11 protein-coding genes and 1 pseudogene are annotated in these 13,027 nt (G+C 44.7%); 11 read left to right on the top strand and 1 reads right to left on the bottom strand.

Annotation, left to right across the window (positions count from 1 at the left end; translation table 11 throughout):
• From OCV68_RS14180 to OCV68_RS14150, 7 genes and pseudogenes are all read left to right on the top strand, one after another.
• Positions 1–109: pseudogene (locus tag OCV68_RS14180) on the top strand (IS5/IS1182 family transposase); the annotation flags it as partial.
• 35 nt (positions 110–144) lie between these two features.
• On the top strand, positions 145–309 hold the full coding sequence (locus OCV68_RS14175) for a hypothetical protein (protein WP_262573643.1): 165 nt from the start codon (positions 145–147) through the stop codon (positions 307–309).
• A gap of 84 nt (positions 310–393) precedes the next feature.
• Positions 394–615, top strand: a complete 222-nt coding sequence (locus tag OCV68_RS14170) for a response regulator (protein ID WP_262573642.1) — start codon at positions 394–396, stop codon at positions 613–615.
• Between the two features lie 438 nt (positions 616–1,053).
• Entirely contained in the window at positions 1,054–2,781 is a 1,728-nt protein-coding gene (locus OCV68_RS14165) for a type 2 periplasmic-binding domain-containing protein (RefSeq protein WP_262573640.1), read from the top strand.
• Positions 2,782–2,879: 98 nt separating this feature from the next.
• The gene (locus tag OCV68_RS14160) at positions 2,880–3,821 is read left to right on the top strand and encodes an ABC transporter permease (protein ID WP_262573638.1); all 942 of its coding nucleotides are present in this window, start codon (positions 2,880–2,882) and stop codon (positions 3,819–3,821) included.
• Positions 3,822–3,979: 158 nt separating this feature from the next.
• Positions 3,980–4,813: a carbohydrate ABC transporter permease gene (locus OCV68_RS14155; RefSeq protein ID WP_262573654.1), complete on the top strand. Its 834-nt coding sequence runs from the start codon at positions 3,980–3,982 to the stop codon at positions 4,811–4,813.
• Between the two features lie 205 nt (positions 4,814–5,018).
• A complete protein-coding gene (locus tag OCV68_RS14150; protein ID WP_262573635.1) occupies positions 5,019–6,935 on the top strand; it encodes a substrate-binding and GGDEF domain-containing protein in 1,917 nt (638 codons plus the stop codon).
• Positions 6,936–7,002: 67 nt separating this feature from the next.
• Here the strand turns inward: OCV68_RS14150 and OCV68_RS14145 are convergent, their stop codons facing one another.
• Positions 7,003–7,866 carry a helix-turn-helix domain-containing protein gene (locus OCV68_RS14145; protein WP_262573632.1) on the bottom strand — a complete coding sequence of 288 codons (864 nt, stop codon included), beginning with the start codon at positions 7,864–7,866 and terminating at the stop codon, positions 7,003–7,005.
• 360 nt (positions 7,867–8,226) lie between these two features.
• On the opposite strand from OCV68_RS14145, the gene OCV68_RS14140 reads away from it, so the two are divergent.
• From OCV68_RS14140 to OCV68_RS14125, 4 genes are all read left to right on the top strand, one after another.
• Complete coding sequence (locus OCV68_RS14140; protein WP_262573629.1) at positions 8,227–9,141, top strand: DUF4380 domain-containing protein; 915 nt, start codon at positions 8,227–8,229, stop codon at positions 9,139–9,141.
• Between the two features lie 34 nt (positions 9,142–9,175).
• Positions 9,176–11,254 (top strand): glycoside hydrolase family 3 protein, encoded by a 2,079-nt coding sequence (locus tag OCV68_RS14135; protein WP_262573627.1) that lies wholly within the window; start codon positions 9,176–9,178, stop codon positions 11,252–11,254.
• 22 nt (positions 11,255–11,276) lie between these two features.
• Entirely contained in the window at positions 11,277–12,599 is a 1,323-nt protein-coding gene (gene xylA, locus OCV68_RS14130; RefSeq protein ID WP_262573625.1) for a xylose isomerase, read from the top strand.
• A 167-nt stretch (positions 12,600–12,766) separates the two neighbouring features.
• On the top strand, positions 12,767–13,027 hold a 261-nt coding region (locus OCV68_RS14125; protein WP_262573623.1), incomplete at its 3' end, for an FGGY family carbohydrate kinase.

Here is a 13,027-nt window from a genome sequence, read left to right as displayed (position 1 = left end):
GTATCGGAAAACACTATACCGAGGTCTGCGAAAACAGACCGCCAAACTGAATATTATGTTTGCCCTGGCAAACCTTTATCTGGCTGACAGAAAATCTCTGACGGCTTGATAAAGTGCGCCTGCAAGCAGATTTACAGAGGCAATATGCCCGTTACAGAGCTTTATGCGTTTAACTTGATTTGTGAGAATTTATTGGCGGCATTGTACGGTGTTGCCTTAACTATTTCCGAACAGGAGATAAGCAATTTTGTTGAAAAATCCCTTGCTTCTATTCCGGAAATTTTTAAAATCAAGTTTAAGACCCCATGATCTGGGTACTTAAAGTCATTTTTTGTGCATTTACTATTGATTTTTCTAGGTTCACAGATATTTTTGATGTGCGAAGTTTGAGTTATGGATATTATGATGCCACGTCTGAACGGATATGAAGCCACAAAGCAGATACGCTCTCTGAAAAATCGTCCCAACGCAGTTACTATCCCTATTATTGCAATGACGGCAAACGCCTTTGCGGAGGATATTCAGGCTTCTCTTGAATCGGGAATGAACGCTCATATTGCAAAGCCCCTTGTTATGGAGGGGGTCATCAAGGTTATTTCCGTTAATCTCAATTGATAGGAACAAATTTGCACCGCACAGGCTCTGTGCGGTGCTTTTTTTGACCTTGCCCCATTTTGGAAGCAAAAAAATTATCCTCCTGAAGCTGTTGCTTTCAGAGGATAATTTTTGGGAGAAAGATTAAGGTATAGAAGAATGAAGAAGACAAAAAAACAATTAGGAATAACCTATGTTCTTATTATATTATATTAGTGATTTAAAATCTATCCAGATATTGCGAATAACATACTATTTATTGCGCTGTTTATGCGAATTGGAAGAAATAAAATAATCAATTATTGTTCGAATACGCTAATAATAATCAATTTTTGCTCTTTTTTCCATTTGGTATTTACAAACGAAAAATTCGATGATATAATTTGTTTATAAAGCAACAGCAAAAATTGACTAAGATTATCGAAACGCAAACCAATTAAATTAATGGAGGTTGGAATAATGAAAAAAATCAAGTCAATTGCAGCATTATCACTTGCTGCCCTTATGATGGCAGGAATGGCAGGCTGCGGAAACACTGCGGGCGGAAACGAGGGTGCTGATGCTCCTGCTGCAAGCGGAGATGCAGGAACAACTGCTGCAGGCGGAGATGCAGGAACAGAAGCTTCCTCCGGAGAGATCAAGGAGTTTACAGCTTTCTTCTCCGTTCCCGGAAATGAGATCAATTCTGACAACAGGATCCAGCAGGTAATTGCCGAAAAGATCGGCGCAAAGTGCAAGGAAACATGGCTCACAGGTCAGACTGCCGAGGAAGCTATCGGCGTTATGATCGCAGGCGGCGAATACACCGACTTTATCGTAGGCTCCAGCGGAAGCACCACTCTTATTGATGCAGGTGCCCTTATCCCTATCGACCAGTATTGGGACAACTATCCTAATGTAAAGAATTTCTACTCCGATGCTGAATGGAATCAGATTAGAAATGAAGACGGTCACGTTTACATCATTCCTCAGTTCGGAAATGTTTATATGTATGACACAGGTACAATACATAACGATGAAGCATTCTGGATTCAGACAAGAGTTCTCAAGTGGGCAGGCTATCCCAAGATCGAAACACTTGATGAATATTTCGATGTTATCGAGAGATACCTTGAGGCTAACCCCACAATGGAGGACGGCACTCCCAACATCGGCTATGAGATCCTCACAGATGACTGGAGATATTTCTGCCTTGAGAATGCTCCCTTCTTCCTTGACGGTTATCCCAACGACGGCTGCTGCATAGTTGACGAGACTACACATCAGGCTATCGACTACAACACCACTCCCACTGCAAAGAGATATTTCCAGAAGCTCAACGAGGAATATCGGAAGGGCGTTATCGACCCCGAGACATTTACTCTTAACTATGACCAGTACATCGCTAAGCTTTCTTCCGGACGTGTATGCGGTATGGTTGACCAGCACTGGAATTTCCAGGACGCTGAGAACGCTATCAAGCAGCAGGGTCTTGATGACTGCACATATGTACCTCTTGGAATCGTAATTGACAAGGGTATCGAAGAGCGCTACCACAGCGAGGCTGCTCTTGACGCAACAGGCGGTATCGGTATCACAGTTAGCTGCGACGATGTCGAAGGCGCAATGAAGTTCCTCAACGATCTTCTTTCTCCCGAGATCCTCACACTCCGTAACTGGGGTCAGGAAGGCATTGACTATTTCGTAGGCGATGACGGTCTCTTCTACAGAAACGAGGAACAGCGTAAGAATTCAGTAGATCAGGCTTACATCAACGCTAATATGTGCTCTTACTCCTACTTCCCCGGCTACATCGGCATGGATCACGACGGCATCAATGCTTACAACCCCAGCAACCAGCCCGCAGAGTTCTATGAGTCTCTTCTCGAGCCTGTAAAGGAATGCTTCAACGCATACGGCGTTCAGACCTACACTCAGATGCTCAATCCTTCAAAGGAAAAGTCTCCCTGGTTCCCCATGTGGTCTTATTCCAACGCATTCACAACCGAAACTCCTTGGGGTCTTGCTAAGGTAAACATGGACGAGGTTAAGCACGAGTACCTTCCTAAGGTTGTTATTTCCGATGATTTTGAGTCTGCATGGAACGAATATCTCACTGTTTATAATGACAGATGCGATATCGAGGCATATCTCAATGCTCTTACCGAAGAGGTTCAGAGAAGAATTGCCGTTGCAGAAGGCGACTGATTTTTTGAACATAATAAACAGTGCAGTTTAAGTATGACGGAATCGTCTCATAACAGGCGGTTCCGTCAGCTTACAATAAGGAGTGAGCAAAATTCGCTATGGCAATGACTTCACAATCTGAAAAAAAGCAGGGTATAACCCTCAAGCAGCTAAAAAGTCAGAAGGTTCTGATCCTGCTGTCAATCCCCTTTATAATTTATGTTATTATTTTCTGCTATGTGCCCCTTGGCGGCTGGCTTATGGCATTTCAGAATTATAAGCCGAAAAACGGTCTTCTTCATTCAGAGTTTGTGGGACTTGCAAAATTTGAGTTCCTTTTCTCAAACGATCAGTTTTTAAAGGTCATCAGAAACACTCTGGCAATGGGTGTGATAAACCTTGTGCTGGGTACTGTTACGGCAATTCTCTTTGCCATACTGCTCAGCGAATTTCGTTTCAACAGAGGAAAGAAGCTGGTTCAGACAATTTCATATCTGCCCCACTTCCTTTCATGGGTAATTGTAACAGGTATCGTATTTGACGTTCTTTCCACCGAGAACGGTATCGTGAACGAGATACTTGTAAATCTTCATATCATTGACAAGCCCTTCAACTTCCTTGCAGACCCCAAATGGTTCTGGTGGATAGTTGGATTTGCGAATGTCTGGAAGGAAACAGGCTGGAACAGTATCATCTATCTTGCAGCCATTACATCTATCAGCCCCGACCTTTATGAGGCTGCCTCTATCGACGGTGCGGGCAGACTTGCAAAAATATGGCACATCACACTCCCCGGTATCAAGCCTACCTTCTTTATCCTGCTTATCATGAACATCGGAAACGTTCTTAATGCAGGCTTTGAGGTTCAGTACCTGTTGGGCAACGGTCTTGTTCAAAGTGTTTCTCAGACAATTGATATCTATGTGCTCAAATACGGTATCAGCCAGGCAGACTACTCTCTCGGTACTGCTGCAGGTATTTTCAAAAGCGTTGTAAGTCTGATACTGATCGTTATCGCCAATCAGCTTGCAAAGAAAATGGGCGAGGAACACCTATTCTAAAGAAAGGAGAACGGCAAACTATGACAAACAAATACAAGGTCCCGCCGCAGATAAAAGTAAGAGTCAAATCTGCAAATGAGATCGGAAACGGAAAAAAAGCCTTCCTCAGCCGACGTACAGCGGGCGACGTTATTTTCGATACTGTTAACTTTATCATAATGATCGTCTTTACCATCACAATGCTGTATCCTCTTCTTAACACGGTTGCGGTGTCCTTCAACGACGGTACGGACGCTCTCAGAGGCGGCATTCACCTTTGGCCCAGAATGTTTACCTTTGATAACTACAAGGCGGTGCTTAGAAGAGATCTTATGCCCACAGCAGCTAAGATCTCAGTTCTCAGAACCGTTATCGGCACAGTTTCTTCTACCTTTGTAACAGCACTTCTTGCTTATGTTCTAAGCCGCAAGAATTTCATTTTCAAGAAACAGCTGTCCTTGATCTATGTTATCACCATGTATGTTTCGGGCGGTCTTATCCCTGTATTCCTTGTTTATAAGGCACTGGGTCTTACAAACAGCTTCTGGGTGTATATTCTTCCCGGAATGGTAAGTGCATTTAATATGCTCGTTATCCGTACATATATGAACGGTCTTCCCGAGAGCCTAAGCGAATCTGCCGAGATCGACGGTGCGGGTCATATGACAATTTTTATAAAGATCATTTTCCCGCTTTGTATGCCTGTAATTGCAACAGTTGCTCTCTTTACCGCTGTCGGACAGTGGAACTCATGGTTTGACGCTATGCTCTACAACCGTATGAGCGATAATCTCACAACCTTGCAATATGAACTTATGAAGCTCCTGAGCGCTGTTACCACCTCGGGCAAGGGACAGACTGCTCAGACAATGGAACACGCCAGCGGTATGGTAACACCTACCTCTGTCCGTGCAGCTGCAACGGTCATAACATCTCTCCCCATAATATGTCTGTATCCTTTTCTGCAGAAGTATTTCGTGGCAGGACTTACTATTGGCGGTGTAAAGGAATAATATGAAAATAGGCTGTCTGTTAGGGTATTGCCGATAAGAAAAATTTATCGGTACCGAGCCGCAAGCTTTGTCTTTCTTACGAAATGGCAAAGACGTGGCTTCCCCTTGGACGGCCTTTTGCGTTTTTCTATTGAAATTATTTCAATAGTATGCTATGATAATGTACAGATAGCAAAAATGCATCAAGCGGAGCGTGATACATATTATGATAAATAAAAGAAAAACAGTTGGAGTATTTCTGTGTGCGATAACAAGTGAACAGAAAAAGGAACTGTGCAGAAGCATATCCCGAGCAGCAAAGGATCTGGATTATAATGTGATCTTTTTCAGCTTTATCGGTACTATCGGTGCTGACTACCGGAATTATGCACAGAACGAACATAAAATGCTTGATATTATTCCTTTTGATGAGCTGGACGGTATTATTTTTGACAACAGCAACAGCTTCACCGATGATATCAAAAATAAGATCATGTCTCATATAAAAAAATGCAGATGTCCTGTTGTAACAATAGGTGAACCCTGCAATGATTATTACAGCGTGCATATCGACAACTCCGAGGGCATAAAAAATATGGTAAGGCATTTTGCAAAGCATCATGGCTTTAAGCATATTGGATTTATGTCAGGTATCCCGGGACACTGCGACGCTGTGGAAAGATATGCGGCTTTTCAGAGCGCAATGAGGGAATGCGGACTTCCCGAGGACGGCGTCGGTGTTTTTCACGGTGATTTCTGGTACAACAAATGCTACGAAGCAGCCGATTTTTTTCTTAATTGCTGCCCCCGTCCCCAGGCTATTGTCTGTGCAAATGATTATATGGCATACTCTCTCTGTGATGTGTTGATAGGTAAGGGAGTAAATGTCCCCGAGGATATATGTATTTCGGGCTTTGACGGTGTGTATGAAGCGAAAATCCATGTTCCCCCCATTACCTCCGCACAGGTGAATCTGAACACATTGTCACGCACAGCCTTTGAAATAATAGAAAATGTGAATAACGGCAGACCACAGGAAAAATGCGTTAATTTATACACGGACAGCTGCTTTACAGGCTCCTGCGGCTGTAATGTCAACTACTACAAAACTGAAGCGGACAAATCCCGTGAGATAAATTCACTTTTCCGGAAGAATACTTTTACACTTTATCATATTTATTCTGTTGAAGCGGCTATGCTTGAAATGAACCGTGTAACGAAAATTGAACAGATATCGGATATACTTTCACAATTCGGCGGCAATATCGGCGATTATGAAAAATTCTTTATGTTTACCTTTACTGACAGGAAGGGCAGAAGCTCCTTCGAGACCGAGATACGCTCACCCTCTGAGCAGGTGTATCCCGCAATATGGATAGACAGAAGCGGCAGCTCCCTTCGCCCCGAGAAATATTTCTCCACTAATACGCTTATCCCCGCAGATTCGGCGAAGTCTCCTTGCTGTTATTACATATCATATATCCATTTTGAAAATCACTGCTTCGGTTATTCTGCAATATCAATGAAAAATGACGAACCCTTCAGCGAGTTTTATAATATCTGGATAGCGAATATTGCTGTTGCCCTTGAAACTCTTCTTCACAAAAACAGTATCAGGGAGCTGGTGGAGGATCTGGAAATAGCAAGCACCCATGATAAGTTGACAGGTATGTATAACAGACGAGGCTTTGAAAAATGTATGAACAAAGCCTTTGATGAGAAAAAAGAAGAACAGCAGTCCACTGTTGCAGCCATTGTTATTGATATGGACAGGCTTAAATCCATCAATGATGTTTACGGTCATACAGAGGGAGATTACGCAATAAATTCCCTTGCTCACATTATTTCCGCCTGCTGCACCGAAAATGAGATAGCAGGAAGAACGGGCGGCGATGAATTTTACGTTTTTGCTTTTGACTATTCGGAAGAAAAGGCAATGCACTATAAAAAGCGGTTCAACGCAGCTCTTGATGATTTTAACAAGACCGAAAACAAGCCCTATACCCTTAATGCCAGCATTGGTATATACATGGCTGATATCTCGCAGCACACCTTACCCGAGGATTTCTTTAAGCGTGCCGACGAAGAAATGTACGCCATGAAACGTGAACATAAGGTCAGAGAGCTGCAGACAAAAATCTGATAACAACAAGAACACCGCACATTTATGAAATGGGAGCATTTCATAAATGTGCGGTGTTTGTTATTGGTTATGTAAATCTTTTCGATGTCTGAGTGGTTCTGTAAAGCTTTTTGTATTCCGAGGGAGTGCAGCCGTTTATGCTTTTGAACACTCGGTTGAAGGTGGTGAGGCTTGCAAAGCCTACCTGCATTGCCACATCGGTTATGGAGCTGCCGCTTTCAAGGAGAAGAAGCTCGGCTGCCTTTATTCGGCGTCGGTTCAGGAAGTTGATAAAGGTCGTGTTGCTGTATTTTTTGAATATCCTTGAAAAATGATATGGGCTGTAGCCTGCGATATCGGCAAGCTTTTCAAGAGTAATATCGTTTGCATAATTCTGCTCAATATATTTGAGTATCAGATTGAATTTGTCCACATATTTTCCGCCGTCGTCGTATTTTATCTCGTTTAGCTGATACTCCTTTATCCTTGCAAGGAGAGTTACCAGCTTAATGTAGATATACACCTCGGTTATGTCGGTGTAATTTGAATACAGAACGTATATCTCCTCCAGGATATGATTCAAGGATTTTAGAAATTCCTTGTCATAATCCGAATTTATGAGCACAGGCTCTGAAAGGACAGAATAAAGCTCGGACAGTGCGGGGTTTGCCGCCAAGGAATTGTTGTCGCACAGGAAGATGATCCTTCTGCCCGACTGTGCTTTCAGATTGTGAAGAGTGCCCCCGGGTATTATCAGGATATCCCTTTCGGAAAGCTTATAATTCTTGCCTGCGCATACAGCCTCAAAGCCGTTTGTGAGTGGCATGATTATTTCTATGGCGTTGTGCCAGTGGAGAGGATATTCCTCATCCTCATTATTGTCGTATAACAGAACACTTCGGTTTGGAACATAATCGACTGTTTCGTAGTCGCCGTTAAGATGTACGATCATATAAGCCCCACCGTTCCTTTTTGTTGTAATTTTTCAAGCAAAAGCTTTGAAATAGCGGCATAAATTGATATCTTGTAATAAATTTTGGTATCATCGGCACAATTTTTGTAACGTTTATATTACTATAATAACACGTCTTGTATAAAAAGGCAATACATTTGACCTGTTTTTTGTAAAGCCATACAAATCTCGCATAAAAAAATAGCACAATATGTGAAATCAAAAACGCAAAAAACGATTGGTAAATCTCGTGAGATTGTTATATAATTTAGTCATTCAATACGACATACGGACAAAGGGCGAAAACGAACATATTTCTGCCCACGTAAATGCGGCTTTTAAAGAAGGTTGGTCAATACTATGAGCGTAAGAGTTTCTAATAAGCAGTACAAGAATTTCGGAAACTGCGTATTTCTGGATAACGGTCTTATTTCTCTCGGTGTTACAGTGGATCTGGGCCCGAGGATAATATATTTCGCCCGCAGGGGCAAGGAAAATGTCCTGTTTGAGGATGTTGAACGCCGCTTTACCGAGCCTGCAGGTGAATACGGCAGTTGGGTGGCTTACGGCGGTCACAGGATATGGATAGCTCCCGAGGTAAATCCCGAGACATATTATCCCGATAATGCCCCGGTGAGCTGCAGTATAGAGGGTAATAGGCTTATCCTGACTCCTCCCGCAACACCCTTCGGCAAGGAGTTTACGGTCATTATTGAGATTGACGATACTGCTCCTGTGGTAAAGCTCACTCACAGGATAAAAAATGTTTCCGAGTCAGAGACAGAGTTTGCTCCCTGGTCGGTAACAAGTCTTTCCGACGGCGGAGTTTGCATGATACCCGTAAATACCGCCAAGAGAGGATATCTCCCCAACAGAGTTATCAGCCTGTGGGATTACTCGGATATCTATGACAGCAGATTCAGAATGAGCAATTCCATGGTGCGCATAAGGCAGGATTCCTTTATTCGCAAGGCGTTCAAGGCGGGCTTTAATCTCGAGGACGGCTTTGCGGTGTATGCGGTTAAGGAGCAGATCTTCGCAAAATGTATTCCCGAATACAAGGACGTCTGCTATCCCGATTTTTCCTGCAACTTTGAGGTTTACACCAACGATCTTTTCCTTGAATGTGAGCTTCTGGGTGAAAAGCGGAAATTTGCAACCGGCGAGGAAGCTGTGCTTTGTGAAAAGTGGTGTCTTCTTGACAACAGTAATAATGCTGAGCCGTCCGATATGATGGACAATATCGGAAATCGCATTAATGAACTTATCAATTAAAATCTAAAATCATCCTTGAAAGGAAACAGAAAAAATGAAAAAATATCTTGACAAATCTCTTTCTGCCCTTGAAAGAGCGAAAGCTCTGGTTGATGAAATGACCGTTGAGGAGCAGGCGGGTCAGCTTAGATACGATGCTCCTTCTGTCCCGAGACTGGGCATTCCTGCGTATAACTGGTGGAATGAGGGTCTCCACGGTCTTGCACGTTCGGGCGTTGCAACAATGTTCCCTCAGGCTATCGGTATGGCTGCCATGTTTGACACCGAACTTGTGAAAAAGGCGGGAGACATCACCTCCACCGAGGCGAGGGCAAAATACAACGTTTACACAAAATACGATGACAGGGACATTTACAAGGGACTTACTCTCTGGGCTCCCAACATCAACATTTTCAGAGATCCGAGATGGGGCAGAGGTCATGAGACTTATGGCGAAGATCCTTTCCTTACAGCCGAAAACGGCAAGGCATATGTAAGAGGTCTGCAGGGTGACGGAGAGGTCATGAAAACCGCTGCCTGCGCAAAGCATTTTGCCGTTCACAGCGGTCCTGAGTCCATAAGGCATGAATTTAACGCCGAGGCTACACAGAAGGACATGGAGGAAACCTATCTTCCCGCATTTGAAGCCCTTGTTAAGGAAGCAAAGGTCGAAAGCGTAATGGGCGCATACAACAGGGTAAACGGAGAAGGCGCCTGCGCAAGCAAGTTTCTTATGGGCAAGCTGAGTGAATGGGGCTTTGACGGATATTTCGTTTCCGACTGCTGGGCTATCAGGGATTTCCACGAGCATCACGGTCTTACGAAAAATGCGGTGGAGTCGGCTGCGCTTGCTCTTACAGCAGGCTGCGATGTGAACTGCGGCTGTACTTATGTTAATGTGCTTGCGGCTTTAGACGAGGGCCTTGTTACTAAGGAGGACATCAGAAAAGCCTGCGTTCATCTTATGAGGACACGCATAAGACTTGGTATGTTCGACGATAAGACCGAGTTTGATGATATTCCTTATAATATTGTCTCCTGTGTCGAGCATAAAAAGGTTTCTCTTGAATGTGCGGAAAAGTCAATGGTTCTTCTCAAAAACAACGGCATTCTTCCCCTTGATACAAACAAGGTCAATACCATTGCGGTTATCGGTCCCAACAGCAACAGCAGAATTGTTCTTGAAGGCAATTACAACGGTACTGCCGACAGATACATCACCTTCCTGGAGGGCATTCAGAACAGGTTTGAAGGCAGGGTCATCTATGCCGAGGGCTGTCATCTTTACAAGCAGAAGGTATCGGGTCTTGCAATGCCCGGTGACAGATATGCGGAGGCTATGGCTGCGGCTGAAAATGCTGATGTTGTTATTCTCTGCGTGGGTCTTGACTCCACTATCGAGGGTGAGGAGGGCGACACAGGAAACGAATTTTCCTCGGGTGACAAGAATGATATCCGTCTCCCCGAAAGCCAGCGCATTCTCGTTGACAAGATCATGAAAACAGGCAAGCCTGTGGTTGTGGTATGCGCTGCGGGAAGTGCTGTAAATACCGAATGTGCTCCCGACGCTCTTATCCACGCATGGTACCCCGGTTCTGAGGGCGGAACGGCTCTTGCTGAAATTCTTTTCGGCGATGTAAGTCCTTCGGGCAAGCTTCCGGTTACTTTCTATGAAAAGTCGGAGCTGCTTCCCGAATTTACGGATTACTCAATGAAGAACCGCACCTACCGCTTTGCGGAAAACAATGTGCTTTATCCCTTCGGCTTCGGTCTGACTTACGGAGATATCGTATGCACATCGGTGGAGTACAAGGACGGCTCTGCTGTTGTTTCCGCTGAGAACAAGGGCAAGAATGCCACCGAGGACGTTATTGAGCTTTACATCAAGGACTACTCTGAAAATGCAGTTACCAATGTAAGCCTTTGCGGTTTCAAGCGCATTAGCCTTGATGCGGGCGAGAAGGTAACTGTTACAATACCCGTTCCCGAAAGAGCATTCACCGCTGTGGACGAAAAGGGCGAAAGAAAGCGTTTTGGCAGCAGATTCACCCTTTATGCGGGCACACATCAGCCCGACGCAATAAGCGAAACTCTGTGCGGCAATAAATGTGCCGTCACTGAAATAAATCTTTAATTTTAATTTGGAGGAAAAAACAATGAGCGACTTTTTTAAGAATATCGGCAAGATCCCCTATGAAGGCAAGGACAGCACAAATCCCCTGGCGTTCAAGTACTATAATCCCGATGAGGTAGTAAACGGCAAGCCTATGAGAGAGCAGCTCAAGTTTGCTCTTTCCTGGTGGCACACCATGGGCGGCGACGGAACAGATATGTTCGGCTGCGGCACAACTGACAAGAGCTGGGGCGAAACAGACCCCGAGAAGAGAGCTATAGCAAAGGTTGACGCTGCTTTTGAGATAATGGACAAGCTTTCTATCGACTACTACTGCTTCCACGACAGAGACCTTTCTCCCGAGTTTGGCTCACTTGCAGAAACAAACGCAGAGCTTGACAAGGTAGTTGCATACCTTGAAAAGAAGCAGGCTGAAACAGGCAAGAAGCTTCTCTGGGGCACAGCAAAGTGCTTCGATCACCCCCGTTATATGCACGGCGCAGGCACATCTCCCTCCGCAGATGTATTCGCATATGCAGCAGCTCAGATCAAGAAGGCTGTTGAAGCAACCGTTAAGCTCGGCGGTAAGGGCTACGTATTCTGGGGCGGCCGTGAGGGCTATGAGACTCTTCTCAACACCAATATGGCTCTTGAGCAGGACAATATGGCTCGTCTTATGAGAATGACCGTTGACTATGCTCGTTCCATCGGCTACACAGGCGATTTCTACATAGAGCCTAAGCCCAAGGAGCCTACAAAGCACCAGTATGATTTCGATACAGCAACTGTTCTCGGCTTCCTCCGCAAGTACGGCCTTGACAAGGATTTCAAGATGAACATTGAAGCAAACCACGCTACACTTGCTCAGCACACCTTCCAGCATGAGCTGAGAGTTGCAAGAGACAACGGCGTATTCGGTTCTATCGACGCAAACCAGGGCGATCCTCTTCTTGGCTGGGATACCGACCAGTTCCCCACAAATGTATATGATGCAGCTCTCTGCATGTATGAAGTTATCAAGGCAGGCGGTTTCACCAACGGCGGTCTCAACTTCGATGCAAAGGCAAGAAGAGGCTCCTACACCCGTGAGGATATCTTCCACAGCTACATTGCAGGTATGGATACATTCGCACTTGGTTACAAGATCGCTCTCAAGCTTATTGAGGACGGCAGAATCGACAAGTTCGTTGAAGATCGTTACGCTTCCTGGAAGACAGGCATCGGCGCAGACATCATCAGCGGCAAGGCTACCATGGCTGACCTTGAAAAGTATGCTCTTGAAAAGGGCGAGGTAGTAGATTCCCTCTGCAGCGGCAGACAGGAAATGCTTGAGTCTATCCTCAACAACATTATGTTCTCTGTTTGAGCAGCGAGTCACTGCCGCCATCTCGTTGAGGAGATTGCGTAAAATTCCCCGTTTTTGTGGCTCGACAGCTTTATTATGAAGCGAACTGTCTGACACAATAAGTATCTTTGAATAAACAAATTGCCCCTGTGAAAACAGGGGCAGCGTTATATAAGGAGTAAATAGCTATGAGATATGTTATCGGAGTAGATTTGGGAACAAGCGGAACAAAGACTGTTCTTTTTGATGAAAAGGGCACTGTTATCGCTTCAATGACAATAGAATATCCCATGTATCAGCCCAAGAACGGCTATGCGGAGCAGGATCCTGCTGACTGGTACAACGCTGCCGTGAACACTATCAAGGGTGTTATCGCAAAGAGCGGCGTTTCCAAGGAGGATATCGTGGGCGTTGGTCTTTCGGGACAGATGCACGGCCTTGTAATGCTG

It is taken from the genome of Huintestinicola butyrica (assembly GCF_025567215.1).
In the GTDB taxonomy this organism is placed as follows: Bacteria; Bacillota; Clostridia; order Oscillospirales; family Ruminococcaceae; genus Huintestinicola; species Huintestinicola butyrica.
The sequence above is the reverse complement of the archived record's forward strand: the minus strand, read 5'-3'. Positions and strand labels throughout refer to the sequence as shown.